Annotated in this window: 27 protein-coding genes; 14 read left to right on the top strand and 13 right to left on the bottom strand. The window is 63.6% G+C overall.

All coding sequences use genetic code 11. The features are described 5' to 3' along the window. Window positions 1-95: 95 nt before the first annotated feature. From ACN0S5_RS04755 to ACN0S5_RS04730, 6 genes are all read right to left on the bottom strand, one after another. Window positions 96-770, bottom strand: coding sequence for a DUF1194 domain-containing protein (locus ACN0S5_RS04755; RefSeq protein WP_417206441.1), 675 nt, complete (start codon window positions 768-770; stop codon window positions 96-98). Between the two features lie 37 nt (window positions 771-807). Beyond that, window positions 808-1050 carry a hypothetical protein gene (locus ACN0S5_RS04750; protein ID WP_417206439.1) on the bottom strand — a complete coding sequence of 81 codons (243 nt, stop codon included), beginning with the start codon at window positions 1048-1050 and terminating at the stop codon, window positions 808-810. Window positions 1051-1256: 206 nt separating this feature from the next. Then, window positions 1257-2285: a MaoC family dehydratase gene (locus ACN0S5_RS04745; protein ID WP_417206437.1), complete on the bottom strand. Its 1029-nt coding sequence runs from the start codon at window positions 2283-2285 to the stop codon at window positions 1257-1259. Window positions 2286-2288: 3 nt separating this feature from the next. Beyond that, the gene (locus ACN0S5_RS04740; protein WP_417206435.1) at window positions 2289-2492 is read right to left on the bottom strand and encodes a DUF1737 domain-containing protein; all 204 of its coding nucleotides are present in this window, start codon (window positions 2490-2492) and stop codon (window positions 2289-2291) included. Window positions 2493-2496: 4 nt separating this feature from the next. After that, complete coding sequence (locus ACN0S5_RS04735; protein WP_417206433.1) at window positions 2497-3042, bottom strand: NnrU family protein; 546 nt, start codon at window positions 3040-3042, stop codon at window positions 2497-2499. Between the two features lie 33 nt (window positions 3043-3075). Then, window positions 3076-3924, bottom strand: coding sequence for an HpcH/HpaI aldolase/citrate lyase family protein (locus ACN0S5_RS04730; protein ID WP_417206673.1), 849 nt, complete (start codon window positions 3922-3924; stop codon window positions 3076-3078). A 367-nt stretch (window positions 3925-4291) separates the two neighbouring features. Here ACN0S5_RS04730 and ACN0S5_RS04725 point away from each other — a divergent pair, with 367 nt between their 5' ends. Beyond that, window positions 4292-4585: a hypothetical protein gene (locus ACN0S5_RS04725; protein ID WP_417206671.1), complete on the top strand. Its 294-nt coding sequence runs from the start codon at window positions 4292-4294 to the stop codon at window positions 4583-4585. A 65-nt stretch (window positions 4586-4650) separates the two neighbouring features. Here the strand turns inward: ACN0S5_RS04725 and ACN0S5_RS04720 are convergent, their stop codons facing one another. After that, on the bottom strand, window positions 4651-5406 hold the full coding sequence (locus tag ACN0S5_RS04720) for a sulfite exporter TauE/SafE family protein (protein ID WP_417206431.1): 756 nt from the start codon (window positions 5404-5406) through the stop codon (window positions 4651-4653). A gap of 160 nt (window positions 5407-5566) precedes the next feature. Here ACN0S5_RS04720 and mdh point away from each other — a divergent pair, with 160 nt between their 5' ends. The 12 genes from mdh (at window position 5567) to lpdA (ending at window position 19994) form a co-directional block, all read left to right on the top strand. Beyond that, a complete protein-coding gene (mdh, locus tag ACN0S5_RS04715) occupies window positions 5567-6529 on the top strand; it encodes a malate dehydrogenase (protein ID WP_417206429.1) in 963 nt (320 codons plus the stop codon). Window positions 6530-6613: 84 nt separating this feature from the next. After that, window positions 6614-7777 (top strand): hypothetical protein, encoded by a 1164-nt coding sequence (locus tag ACN0S5_RS04710; RefSeq protein ID WP_417206427.1) that lies wholly within the window; start codon window positions 6614-6616, stop codon window positions 7775-7777. A gap of 187 nt (window positions 7778-7964) precedes the next feature. After that, window positions 7965-9158 (top strand): ADP-forming succinate--CoA ligase subunit beta, encoded by a 1194-nt coding sequence (sucC, locus tag ACN0S5_RS04705; protein WP_417206425.1) that lies wholly within the window; start codon window positions 7965-7967, stop codon window positions 9156-9158. Between the two features lie 77 nt (window positions 9159-9235). Continuing rightward, window positions 9236-9682 (top strand): hypothetical protein, encoded by a 447-nt coding sequence (locus tag ACN0S5_RS04700; RefSeq protein WP_417206423.1) that lies wholly within the window; start codon window positions 9236-9238, stop codon window positions 9680-9682. A gap of 90 nt (window positions 9683-9772) precedes the next feature. Beyond that, window positions 9773-10678, top strand: a complete 906-nt coding sequence (locus ACN0S5_RS04695) for a hypothetical protein (RefSeq protein WP_417206421.1) — start codon at window positions 9773-9775, stop codon at window positions 10676-10678. Between the two features lie 16 nt (window positions 10679-10694). Next, window positions 10695-11576, top strand: coding sequence for a succinate--CoA ligase subunit alpha (sucD, locus tag ACN0S5_RS04690; protein WP_417206419.1), 882 nt, complete (start codon window positions 10695-10697; stop codon window positions 11574-11576). A 64-nt stretch (window positions 11577-11640) separates the two neighbouring features. Further along, entirely contained in the window at window positions 11641-12282 is a 642-nt protein-coding gene (locus ACN0S5_RS04685; RefSeq protein ID WP_417206417.1) for a hypothetical protein, read from the top strand. Between the two features lie 110 nt (window positions 12283-12392). Then, a complete protein-coding gene (locus ACN0S5_RS04680) occupies window positions 12393-15365 on the top strand; it encodes a 2-oxoglutarate dehydrogenase E1 component (RefSeq protein ID WP_417206415.1) in 2973 nt (990 codons plus the stop codon). A gap of 1 nt (window position 15366) precedes the next feature. After that, window positions 15367-16899: a 2-oxoglutarate dehydrogenase complex dihydrolipoyllysine-residue succinyltransferase gene (odhB, locus tag ACN0S5_RS04675; RefSeq protein WP_417206670.1), complete on the top strand. Its 1533-nt coding sequence runs from the start codon at window positions 15367-15369 to the stop codon at window positions 16897-16899. A 160-nt stretch (window positions 16900-17059) separates the two neighbouring features. Further along, complete coding sequence (locus ACN0S5_RS04670) at window positions 17060-18001, top strand: glycosyltransferase family 2 protein (protein WP_417206413.1); 942 nt, start codon at window positions 17060-17062, stop codon at window positions 17999-18001. Window positions 18002-18068: 67 nt separating this feature from the next. Next, on the top strand, window positions 18069-18479 hold the full coding sequence (locus ACN0S5_RS04665) for an MAPEG family protein (RefSeq protein ID WP_417206411.1): 411 nt from the start codon (window positions 18069-18071) through the stop codon (window positions 18477-18479). A 120-nt stretch (window positions 18480-18599) separates the two neighbouring features. After that, window positions 18600-19994, top strand: coding sequence for a dihydrolipoyl dehydrogenase (lpdA, locus tag ACN0S5_RS04660; RefSeq protein ID WP_417206409.1), 1395 nt, complete (start codon window positions 18600-18602; stop codon window positions 19992-19994). 129 nt (window positions 19995-20123) lie between these two features. Here lpdA and ACN0S5_RS04655 read toward each other — a convergent pair whose 3' ends face one another. From ACN0S5_RS04655 to ACN0S5_RS04635, 5 genes are all read right to left on the bottom strand, one after another. Then, on the bottom strand, window positions 20124-20963 hold the full coding sequence (locus ACN0S5_RS04655; protein ID WP_417206407.1) for an intradiol ring-cleavage dioxygenase: 840 nt from the start codon (window positions 20961-20963) through the stop codon (window positions 20124-20126). A 204-nt stretch (window positions 20964-21167) separates the two neighbouring features. Further along, window positions 21168-21773, bottom strand: coding sequence for a pyridoxamine 5'-phosphate oxidase family protein (locus ACN0S5_RS04650; protein ID WP_417206405.1), 606 nt, complete (start codon window positions 21771-21773; stop codon window positions 21168-21170). Then, window positions 21760-22482 (bottom strand): lysophospholipid acyltransferase family protein, encoded by a 723-nt coding sequence (locus ACN0S5_RS04645; protein WP_417206403.1) that lies wholly within the window; start codon window positions 22480-22482, stop codon window positions 21760-21762. The genes ACN0S5_RS04650 and ACN0S5_RS04645 overlap by 14 nt, the downstream gene beginning before the upstream one ends. Next, the gene (locus ACN0S5_RS04640; RefSeq protein ID WP_417206402.1) at window positions 22482-23387 is read right to left on the bottom strand and encodes a cell division protein FtsX; all 906 of its coding nucleotides are present in this window, start codon (window positions 23385-23387) and stop codon (window positions 22482-22484) included. Before ACN0S5_RS04640 ends, ACN0S5_RS04645 begins: the two co-directional genes overlap by 1 nt. Continuing rightward, complete coding sequence (locus ACN0S5_RS04635; protein ID WP_417206400.1) at window positions 23384-24061, bottom strand: cell division ATP-binding protein FtsE; 678 nt, start codon at window positions 24059-24061, stop codon at window positions 23384-23386. Before ACN0S5_RS04635 ends, ACN0S5_RS04640 begins: the two co-directional genes overlap by 4 nt. Window positions 24062-24215: 154 nt before the next feature. Between ACN0S5_RS04635 and ACN0S5_RS04630 the strand changes: the two genes are divergently transcribed. Further along, on the top strand, window positions 24216-25133 hold the full coding sequence (locus ACN0S5_RS04630; RefSeq protein ID WP_417206398.1) for a zinc-ribbon domain-containing protein: 918 nt from the start codon (window positions 24216-24218) through the stop codon (window positions 25131-25133). A 114-nt stretch (window positions 25134-25247) separates the two neighbouring features. Here ACN0S5_RS04630 and ACN0S5_RS04625 read toward each other — a convergent pair whose 3' ends face one another. After that, on the bottom strand, window positions 25248-26513 hold the full coding sequence (locus ACN0S5_RS04625) for an ABC transporter permease (RefSeq protein ID WP_417206396.1): 1266 nt from the start codon (window positions 26511-26513) through the stop codon (window positions 25248-25250). Window positions 26514-26529: the final 16 nt, after the last annotated feature.

Here is a 26529-nt window from a genome sequence, read left to right as displayed (position 1 = left end):
GGGAGGCCGGTACAATCCTGCGGTTTTTTGGCGCAATGGCGCGGTTTTTGGCAATTTGTGATCATGCCTTTGGAGTGTGTGATCACAGTTTTGCGCTAACGCGTCCCCGGCTGCGCCGCTGTCTGCTTGGTCAATTCGCGCAAGAGTTTTTGACGGATTCTGTCGGGATACTCGGCATAGCTGCTGGCCGTCGCGACAAAGGCACCGGGGCCGAAGATGACGTTTTCAAAGAAATAAGCGGTGAGATCGTGCTCTGCCGCACCCTCGATGGCCAGTGCGTTCACGATGATCCCACCTGCGCCAAGCAGGGGCCGCAGCCTGTCCGGTGGCACCCCCTCGTTCGACAGCCCGTCCCCGGAGAGGTCGATCACCCGGCGGCGGCAATGCGGGACGTCGTCGAACAGCAGGGCCGAGACTCGCAACGCCTCACCGATGGCCGTTGAAAAATGCCGCCAAGCGCGCGGCGAATTTGCGATTTGATCCGCCAGCGCTCGGGTTTCGGCAAAGCTGCGAACCTCACGCCAAGGCAGCGTCACCTGCTGGCGCGAACTGCCGGTCCATTGCACCAGCGCCACTTGCGCGCGACCGCGGATCAGCGCCTCGGCCACGGCGCTGTCGCGCAGGGCCTCGGCCAAACCCTGCATCTGAGTGTCGTATTCCTCGGTGTCCACAGACCCCGAGACGTCCACCGCCAGTACCAACGCGATGTCGCAGGCCGCCAGACGGCACGGCAGGAGGCACATGGCAAGGACCAATGGCAGCAGGCGCATAAGACAGATCAGACCCGTCTGCATCGCGTCGCGCAAGTCACGTCGAGGTGACCGCCTGCGCCACCGGCCAAGGTGGCTGCGCAGTCAACACGCGCCAGCGCCAAGTGGCGCCGCGCCAGTCGGGAAGGCCGAGATGGCAAAGTACCTTGCGGGCCTGCCGACGCAGGCGCGGGTCGGGCGATGAGCTTTCGCGGTGGATTTCGTAATCCAACGGCGACAGGGAACGCCGTTTCAGCAGGCCGTGAATGACCTCGGGGCCCTCTTTCGCGGGTATCTTCAATAGATCGTCCGATGCCTTGGGATGCCTTGTGTCTCTCAGGCCATGACGCCCATGCCGTGACGCGATTCGCCAAACCTTGGCAAAGTTTAGGCGCAGGGGCACATCCGCCATAAGACCCTGTTTTCCGGCGGCGGCAGTCTCGACAACTGTTGCCCCGCATCCAAGCAGGCCAACAGGCATCGCCCCCCCCCCCCGCTGCGCCGCTGTCAGAGCGGCATCAGCGCCCAGTAATCAAGGTCCAGCAGCACATCTGGCAGGTATTTTCCGTCCGGGCCTTTAAGCTCGAACGGTGCGCCGCCCTTGGTCGCCACAAGCCGCAGGCGGATCGCGCCGACGCCGGGGGCAGAGGTCTCGGCTTTGTCCAGCACCTCGGACCAAGCCTTGACCGTGTTGCCCGCCAGACAGGGATTTGCGTGCGCGCCACCGTTCAAACCGACAATGATCTGCGCGTTCGCCAGCCCGTTAAAAGACAGCGCGCGCGCCATCGAAATCACGTGGCCGCCATAGATCAACCGCTGATCGGGGCGCGCGGTGACGTCGAAATGCACCTTGGAGGTGTTCTGCCACAGGCGCGTGGCCATCATGTGTTCGGCTTCTTCGATGGTGACGCCGTCGACATGGTCGATGGTTTCGCCGATCTCGTAGTCCGAAAGGCGGTGCTTTTCGCCCGCCAGTGTAAAGTCGTAGTTGGAGAAATTCAGCCCCTCGGGGATCACCAGATCCGCCGGATCAAGGCTCTTCTTCAACTCGGGGATGACCGGCTCAGGCGCGGGCGCATCCATGTCGCGTTTGCGCAACATGACCCAGCGCGCGTAGTCCATGACCGTTTCATCATTCTGATTCAGCCCGCGCGAGCGCACATAGACCACCCCGGTGCGTCCGTTGGAGTTTTGTTTGACCCCGATCACCTCGGACTGCGAGCGGATGGTATCCCCCGGCCAGACCGGCTTTAGCCAGCGCCCCTCGGCATAGCCAAGGTTGGCTACGGCATTCAACGAGACATCCGGGACCGTCTTGCCAAAGACGATGTGAAACGCGGCAAGGTCGTCGATGGGGGCCGCAGGCAATCCGCAGTCGCGCGCAAATTCATCTGACGAATAAAGCGCGTGCCGCATCGGGTAGAGCGCATGATACAACGCCCGCTCTCCGCCAGAGACGGTGCGCGGGACGGCGTGGTCGATGACCTCGCCCACGGTGTAGTCTTCGAAAAAGCGACCCGGATTGGTCTTGGCCATGTGTCACTGCTCTCCAAGCTTGATATCGGGGGAATAGGTGCCGGGGGCCTCTTTCACCACGGCCTGACCACAGCGCATGACGCCATTGGCGGCGTCAAAGGCATAGGTGGGCGCGCCGTGCAGATCCCACCCGGCGTTCAGGGCGGCGGTCACTTTGTGGCAAAAGGCCGAGGTGTCGTCACTTGATAGAAAACGGTAAAGTTTCATATGCTTACCCAAATGCCTGATAGCCGAGAAGGCCGTGGATATAGCCGATCACGACCAGAAGGACGACAGACGCGGCCAGAAAGATGAAGTCCTTTTGGGTTGCGCCTTTGGCGGGCGGAGTCCAGTTCGGCTCTGCCCGGTTGATCACCGCCATCTCGACCAGCGCCCAGACACCCAAACCGCCGAACAGCACAAAGCTGGGCGTGTCACCGTTCACCAGAAGGTGCGCCACCGCCCAGAGCGCAAACCCGGTCAGCATCGGGTGACGCATCTTGTAAAAGAGCGCGCCTTTCGAGGGTCCGGGCGACGTCAGATAAAGGGCGAAGATCATGATCAGGTTGTTGATGCCCACCGTGGCCGGATGGCGGCCCCAGAAAAACGCACCATCGGCCATGCGATAGCCAAAGATCATCAGCAGGATGCTGACGACAAGCGCCAGCGCCACAACGCCTTTGCCCTTGTCGCCCATGGGTGTGCGGATGCCGGGGGCGACCCGCTTGAACAGATGTGCGCCCCACCAGAGCGCGACGCCGAGAATCAATAGCAGCATGTGAGCCTCCATGGTTTCGGCGCGAAGGTGCGTTTATTCCGCCAGCGCCGCAATGGCTTCGGCTTTGGCAAGCGTCTTGCGGGCGGTTTCGACGTGCAGGTTCTCGACGATCTTGCCATCGACCACCGCGACCCCCTGCCCCGCTTTGGCCGCCTCCTCAAAGGCGTCGATCTGGCGGCGGGCAAGGTCAATCTCGTCCGAGCCGGGGGCAAAAGCCCTGTTGGCGATCTCGACCTGAGCGGGATGAATCAGCGTCTTGCCGTCCATGCCCATGTCGCGGCCCTGCACGCATTCCGCCTGCAACCCTTCGTCATCCTTGAACGCGTTGTACACGCCATCGACTACAATCTTGCCATGCGCCTTGGCCGCCAGAACGCACAGGCCGAGGCCGGTCAGCATCGGCAGGCGGTCAGCGCGGAAGCGGGAGTTGAGTTCTTTCGCAAGGTCGTTGGTGCCCATGACCATGCCTTGCAGGCGCGGATGCGCCGCGATCTGGTTTGCCGCCAACATCCCGGCGGGCGTTTCCATCATCGCCCACAGCGGCTTGTCCGTCAGCGCGGCCAGCGCATCCAGCTGGGCGGTGCTTTCGACCTTGGGCAGCAGGATCGCATCGCAATCCATCGCCGCGGCGGCCTCGGCGTCGGCCTGCCCCCATTCGGTATCAAAGCTGTTGATCCGCACGATACGGGTGCGGTTGCCGTAGGACCGCGACAGCGCCTCGGCCAGCGTGTCGCGGGCGGCGGTCTTTTCGTCCAGGGCGACAGCGTCTTCCAGATCGAAAATGATGGCATCGATGGCCAGCGCACGCGCCTTTTCCAGCGCCCGCTCCTTGGAGCCGGGAATGTAGAGAACGGATCGGTAAGGGCGCGTGCGCAGGTCCATCGGAGTCTCCATCTAAGTCTCCGCCCGAGTCGTGGGCGAAATTTTGTTGCGCGGAATTGCGCATTTTTTGCGGGATAGTTCAAGGCCGAATACGCCGCGCCGCAGCAAATCAGTATATTATTGTGCACAATCCGCTGCCATTTCCGGCGGATTCGACGCAACGCACGGTGCATTAACCGGATCTAAGCGCCCGAGGGCGGACGATGCAGGCATGTCGTTTGACGCGACAACGGGGCATCAGGCCACAGGGATGGCGCCCCGGACTTGAGGGGACATACCCTGTGCCGGGCGCGCGGAAAATCCGCCGGACCTGCCCGGCGCGCAGCCGAAAGGTGACACTATGACGGAGAAGACAATCAAGCTTGTGATGCTGTCGGCGGGCCTGCTGCTCGGCGCGGCCACTTTCGCCGAGGCGCAGGACCTGCGCCATTGCGCGCCTCGGGACAAGGTGGTCACCCGACTGGCCGCCAAGTATGGCGAGACCCGGCAAAGCATGGGTCTGGGCGCGAACAATGCCGTGATGGAACTGTTTGCCTCACCCGACTCGGGTTCGTGGACGATCACCGTGACGATGGCCAACGGCATCACCTGCCTTGTCGCCAGCGGTCAGGCGTTCGAGGAACTGGCCGAAGCCCTGCCTCCCAAGGGGGATGATGCTTGACCCACAAGGAACCGGTTTTCGCAAAAGGATCGGTTCCTGACTTTCCTCGCCCGGACACGCGGTCGTCAGGTCAGTGCGTCCCAGACAAGCTTTGTCCCGGTGAGGGTCAACGCAACATAGGCGATGCCAAAGAATAGCCGTTCGGGCACCATGTGGTGCGCCTTGATCCCCAGCCATGTGCCAAGCAGCGCAAAGGGAACAAGAATAAGGTCCAGCAGCAGCGTCTCTTTGGTGAAAATGCCCATCCCGGCATAAATCCCGACCTTGGACAGGTTCACGGCCCAGAAGATCAGCACCGTGGTTGCCTGAAAGGCGGTCTTGCCCAGACCCTGCCCCAGAAGATAGACCGCCGCCGCCGGTCCGCCCGCATGGCTGACAAAGCTGGTAAAGCCCAGAACCACCCCGGCGACCAATCCCGTCCCGGACCCGAATTTCTTGCCGCCAAGACGGATCAGCCCGGTCATTTGCGCCATCTGCCAGGCCACGAACAACAGCGCCACCAGTCCAATCAGCAGCCGCACCGCGTCCGGGTTTGTCCATGCGTAGAACAGCGCCCCCAGCAGCGTGCCCGGCACCGATCCGATCAGCAGCACCTTTGCGGCAGCCCAGTCCCATTTGCGCCAATAGGCCGGCAGGCTTGCCACGTCGATCAGCATCAACAGCGGCAACATCAGGCCCAGCGCGACGCCCGGTTCCAGCACAATCGCCAGAATCGATGCGCTGGCAAAAGCCACGCCAGAACCGAAGCCCCCCTTGGAAATGCCTGCAAAGATCACTCCCGGGATGCACACCGCGAAAACGGATGCGGTAAATAAATCCATGGATGCCTCTGAGAAAATCTTGCCCGTGACAGGTCTTTATCCTGCATTTAGCGCTATCTACAAGGTGCGCGGACCAAGCGCCGCAGCGCAGCACCCTTGCGCGTCAGCCCGTCTGGGCGTACGCAAAGCGCCAAATTCACGCAAGGCGGAGATTGAATCCATGGCCAGACCCAAGATCGCGCTCATCGGCGCGGGACAGATCGGTGGCACGCTTGCCCACCTCGCGGCAATGAAAGAACTGGGCGACGTCGTCCTGTTCGACATCGCCCAGGGCACCCCCGAGGGCAAGGCGCTCGACATTGCAGAGTCCGGTCCGTCCGAAGGCTTTGACGCCAACCTCAAGGGCACGCAGGACTACGCCGATATCGCTGGCGCAGACGTCTGCATCGTCACCGCCGGTGTCCCGCGCAAGCCGGGCATGAGCCGCGACGACCTGCTGGGCATCAACCTCAAGGTCATGAAATCCGTCGGCGAAGGCATCCGCGACAACGCCCCCGACGCCTTTGTGATCTGCATCACCAACCCGCTGGACGCGATGGTCTGGGCGCTTCAGCAGTTCTCGGGCCTGCCCGCGAACAAGGTCTGCGGCATGGCCGGCGTGCTGGATTCGGCCCGCTTCCGCCACTTCCTCGCCGATGAGTTCAACGTGTCGATGAAAGACGTCACCGCATTTGTGCTGGGTGGCCACGGCGACACCATGGTGCCGTCGGTGCGCTATTCCACCGTTGCGGGCATCCCACTGCCCGACCTGATCGACATGGGCTGGACCACGCAGGACAAGATGGACGCGATCGTTCAACGCACCCGTGACGGCGGCGCGGAAATCGTTGGTCTGCTGAAGACCGGCTCGGCCTTTTACGCGCCGGCCACCTCGGCCATCGAAATGGCCGAAGCCTATCTCAAGGACCAAAAGCGCGTTCTGCCCTGCGCCGCCTACTGCGATGGCGAGTTCGGTCTAGACGGCATGTATGTTGGCGTGCCGACCGTGATTGGCGCTGGCGGCATCGAGAAGATCGTCAACATCAAGCTCAACAAGGAAGAGCAAGAGATGTTCGACACCTCGATCAAGGCCGTTCAGGGCCTTGTCGAGGCCTGCAAGGCCATCGACAGCTCGCTGGTCTGAGACCGCGCCACCTCCTGAAAGCCTTGAATGCACGCCTTCGGGCGTGCATTCTTTTTTCCTATGTTTCGCTCAAGTTTATTTGCCGTGTTCTGGACCGCAAGCGTTGCTGCCGCACAGGACATTGACCTGACGCCGCTGGTTTCAAGCGTCGGATTGTCTGACACCATTCTGGCGCTGGAACAGGACCCGCCCACCCCCGGACGCGACTTTGCCCTTGGCGGCGTGCGTTTTCTGCACGGGATCGAAAAGACATTGCAGCTGCGCTATCGGCACAATGCCAATTTCGGCGATCTGGAGCTTCCAGTTCTGCGACTCCCCCTGCCCGACAACCCCAATGCCACGCCGTTTTATCCCGGTCTGGTCACGGACCTAATGGCAGGGGTGGTTGCCGACATGGATGTGGCGCAAACCGCGCTGACCGGGGCCACCGGCGACTTTGGCGTCACGCTGGATCTGACGCGCGTCTGGTTCGACATCAATGAGAACGGGCGCGCGGATGCGGGCGAGCCCCTGATGAGCGCCGCCGGGGCCGCGCTGGGTCGCGCCCTGCCCGCCGAACGGCTGAACAGCCTCACCATCCGCTTTGACAGCGCGGACGCGGCATGGCTCACCGCCTACACCCATCTTCTGGAGGCCTTCGGGCATCTGGTGCTGGCCTTCGATCCGACCGAGGTGATCGCAGAGGTGAACGATACCATTGACAGGATGGCGGAGCTGCGCGGCCCCGATGCCGTCAACCAGGTCTATCTGTTTCTCAGCGAAGAGGACGCCGTCGACAATATCGCCGTGCTCTACGGTGCCGTGAACCGCCCGCCGGAGGTGGCCCACATTCATGCGATGCGGGACAATCTGCTGGCGATGGTCGCCCAAAACCGGCGGTTCTGGGATCTGGTCGCGGAAGAGCCTGACAATGATCGCGAATGGATCCCGGGGGCCGGTCAGATTTCGGCGCTGGGGATCGAGATGCCCGCAAACACCAAGGAACGGTGGCTGGCGGTGCTGACTGACGCCGAGGACATCTTGCTGGGCAAACAGTTGATCGGACACTGGCGTCTGGGCGGTCAAGGCGGGGTAAACTTGGCGAAACTTCTGCAAGACCCGGTGCCGGTCGACATCGTGACTTGGGTGCAGGGTCACGGGCTGATCGACTACATGGAACGCGGACCATTGGTGGACGACGCAAACCTGCGCCTGTTTCAGGAAATGTTCCGCGGCGATGCGCTGCTCTTCATGGTCTGGCTGAACTGATAGCGCTCACCCCGAATCACTTTGCCCACAAGAGTTTCTTAATTTGTGATCACAGCTTTTAGAGGTGTGATCACAAATGTAGGAAACCACCCCCTGAAACCGCCCATGCGGCAAATTAGCGGTTCAAACCTGCGCCCTACCCTGCCTAGGTAGGGCAAATCCGCAGCAAAACGGGGACAGTCGACCCATGAACATCCACGAATACCAGGCCAAGGCCCTACTTCGCAGCTACGGGGCGCCTGTCTCGGACGGCCGCGTCGTCCTGAAAGCCGAAGAGGCAAAAACCGCAGCTGGCGCACTGGACGGCCCGCTCTGGGTGGTCAAGGCGCAGATCCACGCCGGTGGCCGTGGCAAGGGCTCTTTCAAAGAGGCCGACGCTGGCGAAAAGGGCGGTGTGCGCCTCGCCAAATCGGTTGAAGAAGCCGAGATGGAGGCCAAGCGCATGCTGGGCCGCACCCTTGTGACCAAGCAGACCGGCGACGTCGGCAAGCAGGTCAACCGCATCTACATCGAAGACGGCTCTGGCATCGAAACCGAACTCTACCTTGCCCTGCTGGTTGATCGTCAAACCAGCCGCGTGTCCTTTGTCGCCTCGACCGAGGGTGGCATGGACATCGAAGAGGTCGCCGAGTCGACCCCGGAAAAGATCCTGTCGTTCAGCGTCGACCCCGCCACCGGCTATCAGGCCTTCCACGGTCGTCGCATCGCTTTCAACCTTGGGCTGGAAGGCAAGCAGGTCAAACAGTGCGTCGCGCTGATGGGCACCCTGTACAAGCTCTTTGTCGAAAAAGACATGGAGATGCTGGAGATCAACCCGCTGATCGTGACCGACGGGGGCGACCTGAAATGCCTCGACGCCAAGATGAGCTTTGACGGCAACGCGATCTACCGCCACGCCGACATCGCCGAATTGCGCGACACCTCCGAGGAGGACCCCAAGGAACTGGAGGCCTCCAAGTATGACCTGAACTACATCGCGCTGGATGGCGAGATCGGCTGCATGGTGAACGGCGCGGGCCTTGCCATGGCGACGATGGACATCATCAAGCTGTACGGCGCAGAGCCTGCCAACTTCCTCGACGTGGGCGGTGGCGCGACCAAGGAAAAGGTCACAGAGGCGTTCAAGATCATCACCTCTGACCCGCAGGTCAAAGGCATTCTCGTGAACATCTTCGGCGGCATCATGCGCTGCGACGTCATCGCCGAGGGCGTGATCGCCGCGGTCAAGGAGGTCGGGCTTCAGGTTCCGTTGGTTGTGCGTCTGGAAGGCACCAATGTGGAGAAGGGCAAAGAGATCATCTCGAACTCCGGCCTGAACGTCATTGCGGCTGACAACCTCAGCGACGGTGCCGAGAAGATCGTCAAAGCGGTCAAGGGGTAAGCAGCGGTTCGGCATAGCCGATGAAAGGTCCAGCGGACCTTTTAAGCTGCGAACGGGCGGAGCCCGGGGAACGGAAAATGAACAGTCTGACTACAGCAATTTTCCTAACTGCGCTTGCGTCACATGCGTTGGCGCAAGAGAAGTCAGGCTATTCTTTTTCCCTCCCCGATGTTCGAGACCAAGACGAAGCCTGCAAGACCGAGGCTCTCGATGTTTTGCAAAAGCGTTTTGAGGGCGTCAAAGGCATCTCCTTTCAAATGCCGGACTTCTGGGACTCTGCAATCCCCGGCGTCCGCATTCTGGCTTATTCCGATGCGAACATCGCCGCGGAACAAGGCGACGTCCGCACCCAAATTCAATGCCTGATCTACCTGCCCGCGAACCAAATTGTCGAAGTCGCTTTCCAATTTCCTGATGACGGGCTGCTCGGCTCAAAGAGCCTGCCAGTCCTGAGTTCCGGAGAGCGGCTTGCCGTGCAAATGCACGTCGCGAACAGCAACAAATTCATCCAAGGAGCCGACTGATATGGCAATCCTCGTAGAAGAAAACACCAAGGTCAACCGTCCGGGCCTCACCCGCTGTTCCGCTTTCGCAAGAGTTACGGGCTGAGGGTCATGGCAGACGCGATCGTCCATATTGGCTTTAACAAGTGCGGCTCGACCGCGATCCAGAAATGGCTCGCGGATTCGATCCCGGATTTGAAAAGGCAGGGCGTGTTCTTTCAAAGAACCGACCCGCGGCCGGACGTCGTCTGCACCAATCCGCATTTGTCCTTGTTGGCCTATACGCTCGCGGACCAGGATGCCTTCGCGCACCCTGTTCACGACGTTCTGGGGGCTCCTCCCGGAGACAGGGCAGCACAGGACAGGGTTGCGATGGCCTTCAGGGAGAAAATCGAAACTCAGGCGGCAGAAATGCCCGGTCGGATTTTTGTTTTCTCCTGTGAATTGCTCACCGCGCGGGTGCTTGGCGATCGACCGATCGCGGCGCTTGTGGATTGGTTTCGGAGTGTCTTTGTGCGGGTTCGGGCCATTGTCTACATCCGCCGCCCCGAGCCGTGGCTTGTCAGTCTGTTCGGGCATGAGAAACTGCGCGACGCGACACAGGAAACGCTGTCGGATTTTGTGCTTAGGATTCGCACGGCCTCTTTTGCGTCCAGTTTGCAGTCTTGGAATAGGGCACTTGGCCCCGATCTGATCGACGTCAGATTGTTTCAGGAGAAATGGCTCTCCGGTACCGGTCTGATCGCGGATTTTGTCGAGGCACTGAAGGTGCCCGGCCTGCTATCCGGATCTGACCGGTCTCTTATCAACACGGGCTTTCAGTCAACCGGTCGTGGCTTGCGATCCTTGATCTCTGCGGCCCTGGGACGCGGGAAACAGCGCCCCTCTCTCTCACCCGACGTCTCCCAGGCTGTACGCTCGGCAAACGCTGACGATATGGACTGGATCGAAAACACATATTTTTCGGCCGATCGCGACAGATTTCGCGGCTGGTTGAACGCAACTCAAGAAACCTGAAAGAAGGCGACGCAACATGGCAATCCTCGTCGACGAAAACACCAAGGTGATCTGTCAGGGCCTGACCGGCTCGCAGGGGACCTTTCACTCTGAACAGGCGATCGCCTATGGCACCAAGATGGTGGGCGGCGTGACGCCCGGCAAAGGTGGGACCACCCATCTGGACCTGCCGGTCTTCAACTCGGTGCATGAGGCCAAGGCCGTGACCGAGGCGAACGCCTCTGTGATCTACGTGCCGCCGCCCTTTGCGGGCGACTCGATCCTCGAGGCGATCGACGCCGAGATGGAGCTGATCATCTGCATCACCGAGGGCATCCCGGTGCTGGACATGATGAAGGTCAAGCGCGCGCTGGAAGGCAGCAAGAGCCGTCTGATCGGCCCGAACTGCCCCGGTGTCATCACCCCCGACGCCTGCAAGATCGGCATCATGCCCGGCCACATCCACAAGCGTGGCTCTGTCGGCGTGGTGTCGCGGTCGGGCACGCTCACCTATGAGGCGGTCAAGCAGACGGCGGACATCGGTCTGGGCCAGTCGACGGCTGTTGGCATCGGTGGCGACCCGATCAAAGGGACCGAGCATATCGACGTGCTGGAGATGTTCCTGGCCGACGATGAAACCCAGTCGATCATCATGATCGGTGAGATCGGTGGCTCTGCCGAGGAAGAAGCGGCGCAGTTTCTGGCCGATGAAAAGAAGAAGGGCCGTTGGAAGCCGACGGCTGGCTTTATCGCGGGCCGCACCGCCCCTCCGGGGCGTCGCATGGGCCACGCGGGCGCGATTGTCGCCGGCGGCAAGGGCGATGCGGAGAGCAAGATCGAAGCCATGAAAGAGGCTGGTATCGTGGTCGCTGACAGCCCCGCGACGCTGGGTGAGGCCGTGCTGAAGGCCATCGGCTAACGCAATGGCGCGCCTGGGGCCTCTCATTGTTGTTGCTGCCCTCGCGCTTGCAGGCGCGGGGGCGGTGGCGTGGTGGCTGACGCAACCCGAGGCGGGCGCGCCTGAAACGCCGCAGGGTGCCTTCATGGCGCTCTGCAACACCGCCATGCCGCAGGCGGAGGCAGATCCGCTGATCCGTCAGATCGGCTGGACTCCTTTGGATACCGCCGGACAGGCCGCCTTGCTGGACGCCACCGGCACCTTTCATGTTGCGTCTCGGGCTGCTTTGGGCGGACCGTTTGACGCCGAAATGGAACGCGCGGTCTATGAATCGCGGGCTGCCGACATGCGCGCGGATCTGGCAAAAGACGGTGTCATGGCCTACGGTTTTGACGATGGCGCAATGCTTGCTGTTTACAACAGCGATGCGGACGGACTGCCCAAGACCGCATTCTGCGCCATGTTTATCGCCGACGAAGACCAGAGCGACTGGTATTACGAGATGATCGAACCCTTTCCCTATGTCACCGATGTCCATGCCTGGGCGTCGTCCGTGTCGACCGAAGGGCGCCAACCGCGTCCCGGCCTCTGGGTCGCGACCTTGGCCCTGATCCGCAAAGATGGCGGATCATCGGCAGAATGGCAGCAGCTGACGGACATGCTGGGCGGCGAACCGAAATACCGCAGCATGGCGCGCACGGGCTTTCGCGGGGAGGTGTCGCAATGACCCGCCCGCGAGCCGGCGCGACCAGCCTCCGCCCCTTCCGATGTCCGCTGATACGTTGATCCGCTGATGCGAACCCATCCCCCCATGCCCTTCTTCGAAAGGCCAGCCTCATGAACGACCAAAGCCCCAACGACCTGTTCCACGCCTCCAGTTTCATGCAGGGGCACAACGCGGAATACCTTGAACAGATGTACGCCCGCTATGCCGCCGACCCGAATGCGGTAGATGACGCATGGGCGGCGTTTTTCAGCCAGCTTGGCGATGCCGAACTGGACGTGCAGAAAGAGGCGCAGGGCCCCAGTTGGGCGCGCAAGGACTGGCCGCCGCAGCCGAACGACGATCTGACCGGCGCGCTGACTGGCGAATGGCCGATGCCCGCCGTTCCGGCAGAGGCCAAAGGCGCCGCCAAGAAGATCAAGGACAAGGCCGAGGCCAAAGGGATCACCGTCAGCGACGAGGCGATCCAGCGCGCCGTTCTGGACAGCATCCGCGCGCTGATGATCATCCGCGCCTTCCGCATCCGGGGCCATCTGGCCGCCGATCTGGACCCGCTGGGCCTGCGCGACACCTCGAACCACCCGGAACTGGACCCGAAAAGCTATGGCTTTACCGAAGGGGACATGGACCGGCCGATCTTTATCGACAACGTGCTGGGCCTGCAAATCGCCTCGCTGCGCGAAATCCTGTCGATCATCCGCCGCACCTATTGCGGCACCTTTGCCTTGCAGTACATGCACATTTCCGACCCCGAGCAGGCCAGCTGGCTGAAAGAGCGGATCGAGGGCTTTGGCAAAGAGGTCAAGTTCACCCGCGAAGGCCGCAAGGCGATCCTGAACAAGATGGTCGAGGCCGAGGGCTTTGAGAAGTTCCTGCATGTGAAATACATGGGCACCAAGCGGTTCGGCCTTGATGGCGGCGAAAGCCTGATCCCCGCGATGGAGCAGATCATCAAGCGCGGCGGCAATCTGGGCATCAAGGAAATCGTGATCGGGATGCCGCACCGCGGGCGGCTGAGCGTTCTGGCGAACGTCATGGGCAAGCCCTACAAGGCAATCTTCAACGAATTTCAGGGCGGCAGTTTCAAGCCCGAGGATGTCGACGGGTCGGGCGATGTGAAGTACCACCTTGGGGCCTCGTCGGACCGCGAGTTTGACGGCAACACCGTGCACCTGTCGCTGACCGCCAACCCCAGCCACCTTGAGGCGGTGAACCCGGTGGTTCTGGGCAAGGTCCGCGCCAAGCAGGACCAGTACAACGATGCCAGCCGCACGCAGGTCATGCCGATCCTGCTGCACGGCGACGCGGCCTTTGCCGGTCAGGGTGTGGTGGCGGAATGTTTCGCCCTGTCGGGCCTGCGCGGGCACCGCACCGGCGGCACCATGCATGTGGTTGTGAACAACCAGATCGGCTTTACCACCGCGCCGCACTTTTCACGCTCGTCGCCCTATCCCACCGACAACGCGCTGGTGGTCGAGGCGCCGATTTTCCACGTCAACGGCGACGACCCCGAGGCCGTGGTCCACGCCGCCAAGGTCGCCACAGAGTTCCGCCAGAAGTTCGGCAAGGACGTGGTGATCGATATTTTCTGCTATCGCCGGTTCGGTCACAACGAGGGCGATGAGCCCATGTTCACCAACCCGATCATGTACAACAAGATCAAGAAGCATAAGACCACGCTGACCCTGTATACGGAACGTCTGGTCAAGGACGGGCTGATCCCCGAGGGCGAGATCGAGGACATGAAGGCCGCGTTTCAGGCGCAGCTGAACGAGGAATTCGAGGCTGGCAAGGTCTATCGCCCCAACAAGGCGGACTGGCTGGATGGCCGCTGGTCGCATCTGGACAAGCAGAAAGAGGGCAAATACCAGCGCGGCAAGACCTCTTTGTCCAAAGAGGCGATGAAGGACATCGGTGCTGCGCTGACGCGGGTGCCCGACGGGTTCCCCATCCACCGCACCGTGGGCCGCCTGATCGAAACGCGGGCCAAGATGTTCGAGACCGGCGAAGGGTTTGACTGGGCCACCGCCGAGTCGCTGGCCTTTGGGTCGCTGCAACTGGAGGGGTATCCGGTGCGTCTGTCCGGGCAGGACAGCACGCGCGGGACGTTCTCGCAGCGGCATTCGGCCTTTATCAACCAGGAGACCGAAGAGCGGTACTATCCGCTCAACAACATCCGCGAAGGGCAGGCCCGCTTTGAGGTGATCGACAGCGCGCTGTCGGAATACGCGGTGCTGGGGTTTGAATACGGCTTTTCGCTGGCCGAGCCGAACGCGCTGACCCTGTGGGAGGCGCAGTTCGGTGACTTTGCCAACGGCGCGCAGATCATGTTCGACCAGTTCATCTCTTCGGGGGAATCGAAATGGCTGCGGATGTCGGGCCTTGTCTGCCTGCTGCCGCACGGCTTTGAGGGTCAGGGGCCGGAACACTCCTCGGCGCGGCTGGAGCGGTTCTTGCAGGCCTGCGGTCAGGACAACTGGATCGTGGCGAACTGTTCGACGCCCGCCAACTATTTCCACATCATGCGCCGCCAGTTGCACCGGACCTTCCGCAAGCCGCTGATCCTGATGACGCCGAAGTCGTTGCTGCGGCATAAATTGTGCGTGTCGACGGCCAAGGATTTCACCGGTGGGTCGTCGTTCCACCGCGTGTTGTGGGACAGCGCGGAATCGGGCGAGAGCGACACCAAGCTGGTGGCCGACGACAAGATCAAGCGCGTGGTGATGTGTTCGGGCAAGGTCTACTACGACCTGCTGGAGGAACGCGACGCGCGCGGCATCGACGACATCTATCTGCTGCGGGTCGAACAGTTCTACCCGTTCCCGGCGATCAGTCTGGTCAAGGAACTGGAACGCTTCAAGCAGGCCGAGATGCTCTGGTGTCAGGAAGAGCCCAAGAACCAGGGGGCCTGGACCTTTATCGAGCCCAATATCGAATGGGTCCTTGGCCGTATCAAGGCCGAACACCCGCGCCCGCGTTACGTGGGTCGCGCCACATCGGCCAGCCCTGCGACGGGTCTGGCCAGCCAGCACAAAGCACAGCAAGAGGCGCTCGTGAACGAAGCGCTGACGATGGAAGGAAACTGAGATCATGACCGAAGTGCGTGTTCCCACGCTTGGGGAATCGGTGACCGAAGCAACGGTCGCAACCTGGTTCAAGAAGCCCGGCGATGCCGTGGCGGTGGACGAAATGCTGTGTGAGCTGGAGACCGACAAGGTCACGGTCGAGGTGCCCTCGCCCGTTGCGGGCACCCTGTCGGACATCGTGGCCGGTGAGGGGGAGACCGTGGGCGTCGATGCCCTGCTGGCCAATATCTCCGAAGGGGCCAGCGGGTCGGTTGCGGCCCCCAAGACGGCGTCCGCCGAAGCGCCCGCCGCCTCGGGCGGTGAGGCTTCGGCCAGTGTCGACGTCATGGTGCCCACGCTGGGCGAATCCGTGACAGAGGCGACCGTCTCGACATGGTTCAAGAAGGTCGGCGATACCGTCGCGCAGGACGAGATGCTGTGCGAGCTGGAAACCGACAAGGTGTCGGTCGAGGTGCCCGCGCCCGCCGCCGGTACGCTGACAGAGATCATCGCCAAGGAAGGCGACACCGTGCAGGCCGACGCCAAGCTGGCGGTCCTGTCCTCGGGCGCAGGTGCAGCCGCCCCGGCGGCCAAGAGCGAAGCCGCAGGCGGCGAACAGTACACCACCCCGCCCGCCGGTGACGGTGGTCCGGGCAAGGACGTCAAGGACGGCCCCGCCGCCGAAAAGGCCATGGCAGAGGCTGGCGTCAAGCGTGAGCAGGTGCAGGGCACCGGCCGTGATGGCCGCGTGACCAAACCCGATGTCGCCGCCGCCGTGGCCGCCGCCAGCGCGGCCCCCAAGGCTGCGGCCCCCGCCGCCGCCGCGCCGCGCGCCCCCGTCCCGGCAGACGACGCCGCGCGCGAAGAGCGGGTCAAGATGACCCGCCTGCGCCAGACCATCGCCCGCCGCCTGAAAGACGCGCAGAACGCCGCCGCGATCCTGACCACCTACAACGAGGTGGACATGACCGAGACCATGGCCCTGCGGAAGGAATACAAGGACCTCTTCGAGAAGAAGCACGGCGCGCGCCTTGGCTTTATGTCCTTCTTCACCAAGGCCTGCTGCCACGCGCTGAAAGAAGTGCCCGAGGTCAACGCCGAAATCGACGGCACCGACATCGTCTACAAGAATTTCGTGCACATGGGCATCGCGGCGGGCACGCCACAGGGTCTGGTGGTTCCGGTCATCCGCGACGCCGACCAGATGTCCTTTGCCGAGATCGAGAAGGCGATTGCCGAAAAGGGCAAGCGCGCCCGTGACGGCAAGCTGTCGATGGCGGAAATGCAGGGCGGCACCTTCACCATCTCGAACGGTGGTGTCTACGGCTCGCTTATGTCCTCGCCGATCCTCAACCCGCCGCAGTCGGGTATCCTTGGCATGCACAAGATCCAGGACCGTCCGATGGTCATCAACGGTGAGATCAAAATCCGCCCGATGATGTATCTGGCGCTGTCCTACGATCACCGCATCGTCGATGGCAAAGGCGCTGTGACCTTCCTTGTCCGTGTCAAGGAAGCGCTGGAAGACCCGCGCCGGTTGCTGATGGATCTGTGATCCACGCCAAAGGCCGGGCTGAAGCCCGGCCTACACCGCCGTATTGAACAGGTGCGCAGTCATTGCGCACCTTGCCCACCTCACCGAATTGCGCCCGTCCCCCATGAGCGATGCCCAAGACAAAACGTCCACTTCGCGGCGCATCGCCCTTGCTTCTTGCATGCGCAACGAAGGGATTTTCGTCCTCGAATGGCTGGCGCATCACCGGGCGCTTGGCTTTGATGAGGTGATCGTGGTCACGAATGACATCACCGATGGCTCTGACAGGCTGCTGGAGGCGCTGTCGGACAAGGGCCTTGTCACCCACATCACGCAGGACGTGCCCAAGGCGAAAGCGCCGCAGGACAGCGGCATGGACCTTGTCCTGCGCCATGCTCGCGACAGCGGCACCACCCATGTCCTGCACATCGACAGCGATGAATTTCTGGCCTTGCAAAACGGCTCTTTGGCAGACCTGATGGCACGCACCGAGCAGGCCGATGTGGTCGCCTTTCCGTGGCGCGCCTTTGGTGACAGCGGCGTCACGCACTGGACGCCCGGCGATCTGGTGACAGAGCGCAATACCCGCGCCGAAGCCGCCCCCGTGCCGCGTGAAACCAAGAGCAAATGCCTGTTCCGGGTGGCCAGCTTTGCCCGCGCCACCGATCACAACCCGCTGGACCCGCAGGTCGATGACCCGGTGGTGATGACCCCGGATGGCGCGCTTTTGGACAACCGCACGCTGTATAACCCCAAAAGCGCCCGCTTTCGCCCGCATTACGTCGCCGCCCGTTCCAAGACCGCACAGCTGTTTCACTATGCCCTGCGCTCTGAGGATTGCTTTCTGATGAAAAACGACCGGGGCGACGGTCAGGGCCGACAGGGCGATACCAAATACCATCTGAACAGCCATTGGCACCGCAAGGCCAACCGCAACGAGGTCGAGGAGCGCAGGCTGGCGGATCACGCGCCTGCGCTGCGCGCGACGCTGGCCGAATGGCGCAGCGATCCGGCCATCGCCAAGGCCGAGAAAGCCTGTCAGGACTGGTTCACCGCCACCCGCGCGCGCCTGCTGACGCCGGTAAACCGCGCGGCCTGGACCCGTGGAAAGGCCCCTGTATGAAAACCGCCCCGATGCCGCACACCGCATGCCATGAGGTCCCGGATCATACCCGTGACGGGGGTCCGCAATGACCCCCGAACTGACCGCCCTCACCCTCGCCGCGCTATTGCAGGTGGTGCAGTTTGTGCTGATGTCGGTGCCCGCCAACCTTGAGCTGGGTCCGGGCAAGACCATGAGCCCGCGCGACCGCGCCCGGCTGGGCGGGTCGCTGGAGGATCAACTCTCGCCCAAGACCGCGCGGCTGCTGCGGGCGCTGAACAACCATTTCGAAGGGCTGATCCTGTTCTCCATCGCGGTCTTCGTGATCACCTTTTCGGATCAGGGCAACGCGATGACCGCCGGGCTGTCCTTCCTCTATCTGCTGGCCCGGACCCTCTATGTCCCGGCCTATTATTTCGGCTGGACGCCGTGGCGGTCGATCATCTGGCTGGTGGGCTTCGGCGCCACCGCCTTGATGCTTGTGGTGGCCCTGATATGAGCTTTCAGTCCCGCACCACCTCCCGGCTTCTTCTCTGTTCAAATGCCCCGGGGGGGGGTCTGCCTCGCGCAGACGGGGGGCAGCGCCCCCCTCCCCCGCTGACAACGAAAGGAACATACCTTGGCACACTACGATCTCATCGTCATCGGTTCTGGCCCCGGCGGCTACGTGGCCGCGATCCGCGCGGCGCAACTGGGTCTGAAAACCGCCTGCGTCGAAGGGCGCGACACGCTCGGCGGCACCTGCCTGAACATCGGCTGCATTCCGTCCAAGGCCCTGCTGCATGCGACCCATTCGCTGCACGAGGCAGAGCATAACTTTGCCGCCATGGGCCTGAAGGGCAAATCGCCGTCGGTCGATTGGGAGCAGATGAAAAGCTACAAGCAGGATGTGGTGAACCAGAACACCAAGGGCATCGAATTCCTGTTCAAGAAGAACAAGGTCGACTGGATCAAGGGCTGGGCCTCGATCCCCGAGGCGGGCAAGGTCAAGGTCGGCGATGAGGTCCACGAGGCCAAGAACATCATCATCGGCTCCGGGTCCGAGCCGTCCTCGGTGCCCGGTGCCGAGGTGACCATCGACGAAAAGATCGTTGTGACCTCGACCGGGGCGCTGGACCTGCCGAAGGTGCCGAAAAAGATGGTGGTGATCGGGGCCGGTGTGATCGGGCTGGAGCTGGGCTCTGTCTATGCGCGTCTGGGCACTGAGGTGCATGTGATCGAATACCTCGACCAGATCACGCCGGGGATGGACGGCGACGTGCAGAAAGGTCTGTTGAAGATCCTCAAGAAGCAGGGGCTGGCGTTCACCCTTGGCGCGGCGGTGTCGAAGGTCGAGACGCTGAAGACCAAGGCCAAGGTGACCTACAAGCTGCGCAAGGATGACAGCGAACAGACCGTGGACGCGGATGTGGTGCTGGTGGCAACAGGCCGCAAGCCCTACACCGACGGGCTGGGACTGGACGCGCTGGGAGTTGAGCTGAGCCCGCGCGGCCAGATCAAGACCGACGCCCAGTGGCGCACCAATGTGCCCGGCGTCTATGCCATCGGGGACGCCATCGACGGCCCGATGCTGGCCCACAAGGCCGAGGATGAGGGCATGGCCGCCGCCGAGGTGATCGCGGGCAAACATGGCCATGTGAACTACGGCGTGATCCCCGGTGTGATCTACACCACGCCCGAGGTCGCCTCTGTCGGCAAGACCGAGGCCCAGTTGAAAGAGGAAGGCGTCAGCTACAAGGTCGGCAAGTTCTCGTTCATGGGCAATGGCCGCGCCAAGGCGGTGTTTCAGGGCGACGGCTTTGTCAAACTGCTGGCCGATAAGGACACGGACCGCATCCTTGGCTGTCACATCATCGGCCCGGCGGCGGGCGATCTGATCCATGAGATCTGTGTCGGCATGGAGTTCGGGGCCTCGGCCGAGGATATCGCGCTGACCTGCCACGCGCATCCGACGTTTTCGGAGGCGGTGCGCGAGGCGGCGCTGGCCTGTGGCGACGGCGCGATCCACATGTGAACCTGCGCCTGTGGCCGGGTCGGAGCGGGGGTTTCACACCCCCGCACCCCCGTGGGCGTATTTTTCCAGAGAAGAAACCAGAAGGGCGGTCCGGTCGGGCCGCCCTGTTTGCGTCCGGCGGCACCCCGGTCAGCCCTTGGGGCCGGGGATGAAAACGGTGCCTCGATCGGGCCGGGACGGGCCCCCGTTGTCCCCCGGAGGCGGGCCGCCGTCGGTGCCCGGACCGCGACCGCCCGCGGCGCCGCTCCGCGCGCTGTCGGCAGCGGGGGCGATGCCGACCACAAGGGCTGCGTCGTAATAGGATTTTTGTTCGCGGATGGATGCAAAGGCACCCTCGCCCGCCTGTTCGGCGATCCAGTCGGTGCCGTTCATGGTGTCGCGGCGTTGCCCGCGTTCGTTGTAGGGGGCGACGGACTGGAAGAGGTATTCGCTGAGCGCGTCGGGGAAAAATATCTGGCTGGTCAGAACTGTGCGTTCATCGAGAAAAACCTTGTAGTGCACATGGGTGGTGCGGCCGCGATACCAGCCGGGATAGATCGTGTCGAAACGGGTCACGCCGTCGGCCCCGGTTGTCTGGGTGCCGCGCAGAAAGGTCTCTCCGCGGGCGTCGATGTCGGTGCCGGTGTTCCGGTAACCGGAATAGATGCCACGGGCGTCGCAGTGCCAGATGTCGACGCGCGCGCCCGCGACCGGCTGGCAGTCGGCGTTGACGACTTGCAGGTGCAGGCGCATCGGGATGCCGTCGCGGTCTTCGGTGATGTCGCGGCGTACCATGTCCGGGTCGAAGTAATAGGGGCCTTCGGTGACCTCGGGCAGGACCATGCAGACATTCGGTGTGATCAGCCCGGCCGCCTGCGCCTGCGCGCGGGCGCTGCGGGGAAAGGCCCCGATGCCCGCCACCGCAATGGGCGAGGCCGCGAACCCCGCAAGCAGCGCGCGGCGGGTCGGGTGGGATCGTTTGTCAGCCATCGAGGCCTCCTGTTCGTTGCATTGCCGGAATGAAACGATCCGCGCCAGCCTTTCCGCCTGTCCGCCCGCGCACAGGCCCTGTGCGCGGGCGGAGGGTGGGGCGCGGGCGGCAGCAGGGCGCGGGCGGCAGCGGGGCGCGGGCGCGGGCGCGGGCGCGGGCGCGGGCGCGGGCGGTGACCACCATTCCCGGACCAGAGGCCCTGTCTACCACATCTTGGGCTTGGCGTATTCCGGGTAGGTGCGGTCATAGTCCTTGCCGCCGTATGCCCCGTTGGTCATGTCGGCCATGATCTCACCGCTTTTCGGCAGGCCCGCAGAGATGTCGCCGCAGGTCCAGAGGGCGGAGCGCATCAGCGCCTTGGCGCATTGGGTGTAGACCGCTGCCAGTTCAATCACGATGACGGTGGCGGGCTGCCTGTCGCCTTTGGCGAAGCTGTGGCGCAGGTCCGCATCATCGGTCAGGAAGGCACGGCCATTGACGCGCACGGTGGTGTTGGTGCCCGGCACCAGAAACAACAGCGCCACGCGCCCGTCCTGCACGATGTCGCGCAGGCAATCCAGCCGGTTGTTGCCCCACCAGTCGGGCATCATCAGCGTCTGTTCATCCGTCACGCGCACCACCGGGCCGTCATCGCCACGGGGTGAGCCGTGGACGCCCTCGGGCCCCACGGTGGACAGCACAGCAAAGCGCGCGCCCTCGATCCATTGGCGATAAAGCGGGGTCAGGCGGGTGGCGACCTTGCCCAGCGCCGCCGGGGCGGGTGCGCCGTAGAGCGCGTGCAAAGCGTCGAGTGTGTCAAGCCTGCGCATCGAATCCGGCCTCTTTCATCAGGGCGTTGGAGGCGGTTTCCACCTGACCCTGCAATTGTTGCAAAAAGCTATCCCGGTCCAGTCCCGGTTCGATCCGGGGCAGAAATTCCACTACAGCCAGACCCGGTTTGCGGTAGATCCCCTTGCGCGGCCAGAACAGCCCCACGTTGGTCGCCGCCGGAACGCAGGCCTGCCCGGTCTGTTCATACAGCAGCGCGGTGCCGACCTTGTACGGGGCCTTGACCCCCGGTGCGATGCGGGTGCCTTGGGGGTAGATGATCAGCTGACCGGGAAGGGCCGCGCCGTCTTGCACGTCTTTCAGCATCTTGGCGATGGCCTGCCCGCGTTTGCCGCGTGCCACCGGGACGCAGCCGATGCGCAGGGCGTATTGGCCGATGACCGGCGCCCACATCAGTTCGCGTTTCATGATGAACTTGCCCGCCGGGATCGCCCCGAAGATCAGGATGATGTCCAGAAAGCTTTGGTGTTTGGCGGCGATCAGCACCTCATCGCGCGGGATCGGGCCGCGCACTTCTGTGCGCAGGCCGACCATCCAGCGGGCGGTAAAGCGCACCCAGCGGCAGTAGGTCTTGCAGGCGGCGCGCGCCCCGTGGTGCGACAGCAGCGCCCAGGGCAGAAAGACGATGCCCATGACCGCCATCATGGCATACATCTGCACGACAAAGAGAAACGACATCACCCAGCGCATTAGGCCAGCTCTCCCAGGACACGGCGCGCGGCCAGTTCGGTTGCCAGAAAGGCCACGGCGGCGGCCAGAAGCGGCACCAGCAGCGGCCAGAGCCATTGCAGACCGCTGAAGCGCAGGCCGGTCAGGATACCGCCGGTGTCCCCGGCGGAGGGCATCAGCAGCAGCACAATGAGGCCCACAAGCGTCCCCACCGCCGCCCCGGTCAGCGTGCGCAGGGTAAAGCGGCGCACAAAGGCCCCGGCGATATAGCCGTCCGTCGCCCCTACCAGCCGCAGCACCGCGATGACCTGCGCGTTGGCGGCCAGCGCGGCATGGGCGGCCAGTGTGACCATCGCCCCGGTGGCCGCAGCGATCAGCACGATCGCCGCCCATCCCAGCAGCCGCAGGCGGCCCGCCGCCGTCACCAGCGGCCTGCGCCAGCGGTTGTGTTCGTCCAGCACAGCGCCCGGCGCCTCTGCCTGAAGGCGCAGGCGCAGCCCGTCGGCGTCGTAGCCACCCGATGCCTCCTGCACCTCGATCAGTTGCGGCATCGGCAGGCTTTCCAGCGGCAGGTCAGGGCCGAACCACGGCTCTAACAGGGCGCGTTGCTCATCCGCCGTCAGGGCGCGGGCCGAGTCGATGCCCGGTGTCTGCTCCAGCACCCGCAGGACGGTGGCGGTCTGCGCCGCCAGTTGCCCCTCGGGCGCGGAAATGCGAATGGTCGAGGCGCGGGCCAGTTCGTCGCCCCATGTGGTGGCCAGCCGCCCGGCGGCAAGGCTGAGGGCCAGCGCAAAGACCGTCAGAAAGGCCATGGCGGCGGCGGTGAACAGCGTCAGACGCACGGTGAAGCCGGCGGGCGGCACCACGCGGTCGGCACCGGCGTCTCGGGCGATCAGCCCCTTGATGCGGTCGAGAAGGGCGCTCACAGGTCCGCCCCCGCTGATTGCAACGTGCCGCCCGCGATGCGCAGGATGCGCGCGGGCACAAGGCTTTTGGCGGCGCGGATCAGCATCAGGTCGTGGGTGGCGATCATCACCGTCTTGCCCATCTTGTTCAACTCGACCAGCAGACGCAGCAGGCGTTGCGACATCTCCCAGTCGACGTTGCCGGTGGGCTCATCCGCAAGGATCACATCCGGGCTGAGGATCAGCGCGCGGGCCAGCGCCGCGCGCTGGCGTTCGCCGCCGGACAGTTCGGGCGGCAGCGCCTCGGCCTTGGCGGTCAGCCCGACCCATGTCAGCAGTTCGCGCAGATTGTCGACCTGATCGACGGTGGCCTGCCCGGTGACGGTCAGCGGCAGCGCCACGTTTTCCGCCAGCGGCAGGTGGTCGAGGAACTGGCAGTCCTGATGCACCACGCCGATGCGGCGGCGGGCAAAGGCCACCGCGTCGCGGTCCATGGTCGCGACATCGGTGTCAAAGACCGACACCCGCCCCTCTGTCGCCCGCAAAGCGCCGTAGCAGAGTTTCAGGAAGGTCGTCTTGCCCGATCCCGACGGGCCGGTCAGGAAATGGAACGACCCCGGCGCCAGTTGCAGGGACAGGCCGGAAAACAGCGCCGCTCCGCTGTAGGAATAGGCCACATTGTCCAGCTCGATCACGGGGGCACTGCCTCTGCATTGTTGTTCTGGCCGCAGTTTTGCCCGAGGTATCGGGCCGTTGCAACGCGCGGGCGGCAGAATTGGACTTTTCCCGCCGAAACGGGCAGCTTAAGGTTCACGCGCGGGCCCGAAGGGGCATCGCACAAGACGACACATGCGGGACGATACAGGGGTTCGGGACGGAATGCGGCTGATTTGCCCAAATTGCGGCGCGCAATATGACGTGCCCCTCGAAGTGATCCCCGAGGCGGGCCGCGACGTGCAATGTTCGAACTGCGGCCATACGTGGTTTCAAAAGCGGGTGTCGCAGGCCCCGGCGGTCCAATCCGCGCCCGCGCCCGATGCCGGACCCGGTCCGGTGTCTGAGCCCGTCACCACCCCCGACCTGCCCGATCCCGACCTGCCTGATCCGGACCTGTCCCCCCCGAAAAAGAAGATCGACCCGGAAATGGCCGAGCTTTTCCGTGAGGAACGCGAGTTCGAGGCCCGCCAGCGCGCCGCCGAAGCGCTGGAGACCCAGCCGGATCTGGGCCTTGACGCACCGGGAGAGGACGAGAAGGCCCGCCGCACCCGCGAAAGCCGTGAACGCATGGCGCGGCTCAAAGGGGAGGAGATCGCCCAAGGGGCGGGTCGCCCCGTGCCGCCGCCCTCGCCCGAGGATGCCGAATTGCAGGCAGCGGCCGTGGCGGCGGCGGCCGCGTCACGGCGCGAGTTGCTGCCGGACGTAGAGGAAATCAACCAGACCCTGCGCGCCTCGTCTGAACCGCGGGTGATCGACCGGGACGCCGGAACCCGCTCTGTCGGCAAACCGCGCCAGACCGGCAACCCCTTTGCACGCGGCTTTATGCTGGTGGTGGTACTGGCGGTGATCGGCGTCGGCCTTTACGTCAGCGCGCCGAAACTGTCGCAGCAGGTGCCGCAGGCGGCCCCGGTCCTCGACGCCTATGTCGCCACAGTGGACAAGGGCCGTTTCTGGCTGGACGCGCAGGTCAAGGCGCTGTTGACACAGCTTGACCAGATGAGCTCGGAGGCTGGCACACCCGATCCGGCCCCCGCCGTCGCCACCGACTGACCCACGCGCCAAAGGCGCGCGTTGCGGGACGGTGGGCGGGGCGATGTCACGGCCAAAGGCCGGGACGAGCGCCGTTCAGCGTCCCGCCCCCGCAGTTCAAAAGTCCGGCGGCGCTCAGGTCCGCCCCTTCCAGGGCACCAGCGCCTTTTCGGCGATCCGCATCAGGATATCGATGCCAAAGCCGATGACTCCGATCAGGATGATCCCCATGATCACGATGTCGGTCAGCTGGAATTTCGACGCCACCATGATCATCATGCCCGCGCCTTTTTCCGCCGCCACCAGTTCAGCGGCCACCACGGTGCCCCAGCACACGCCCATCGCCACCCTTGCCCCGGTAAAGATCTCCGGCAGCGAGTTCGGCATGATCACGTGGCGCATGATCTGAAACTTGGACGCGCCCAGCGAATAGGCCGCGTGGACCTTGGAGATCGACACCCCCGACACCCCCGCGCGGGCCGCGATGGCCATGATCCAGAGCGCGGCAAGAAACAGCAGGATGATCTTGCCCACTTCGCCGATGCCCGCCCAGATGATCACCAGCGGGATCAGCGCCAGCGGCGGCACCGGGCGCATGAACTCGACGATCGGGTCGAACCAGCCGCGGAACCAGTTCGACAGGCCCATGGCATAGCCCAACGGGATGCCCACCAGCGCGCCAAAGAAAAAGCCCACGACAACCCGGAACAGCGAGTATCCCAAATGCTCCCACAGGGTCGAGCCGCGATAGCCCTCTTTTGCGATCTCACCCAGCCGGGCCAGCACGGCCTCTGGCGCGGGCAGCCAGATCGGTTCCATCTGCCAGCCTTTGGCGGGCTCGAAGTTCAGCGTGCCCTTGGGTGACATGCCGACGCGGCCGAATTTGGTCTGCACCGATTGGCCGGGCGCGATGGGCTGGCCGTTGATGGCGACAACGGTGTGCCCCTCGTCGCGGCCAAATTCGTCGTTGCTGTCCACCCGGATCAGGCCAGAGCGCCACGCGCCCACCGTGTCGATGTCATTTTTGGCCCAGCCGTCGCCGGGATCGACAACCGGGTCTTCGACCTCTGTGCCCACCTCGAAGACGCGGACCGTGACCGTGGCGTCGTCGGGGGCCTGCCCATCGGCCTCGGCCGTGTAGGTAAAGGTCGCATCGCCGATAAAGGGCCCCGGCGCGTGCAGGAAGCGCGGCACATAGGACGACCCGGTAAAGGCCCCCCAGAGCAGGAAGATCGACAGGACAGAGATCACGCTGGCGATGCGGTTCGGCGTGACCGCCGATTCGTCGCCAAAGGTCACGGTCTTGAGCGAGGTGTAATCGGTCACTGTCTTGTGGACGACAAATTTCACCACCACGAAGGAGACGATGAAGATGGCGATATAAAGGGCAAAGACGATCATTGTTGCTGTTCCAGCC

Origin of the sequence: Antarctobacter sp. (genome assembly GCF_048262615.1) — a bacterium.
Taxonomy (GTDB): domain Bacteria; phylum Pseudomonadota; class Alphaproteobacteria; order Rhodobacterales; family Rhodobacteraceae; genus Antarctobacter.
This window is presented reverse-complemented; position numbering and strand designations above follow the sequence as displayed.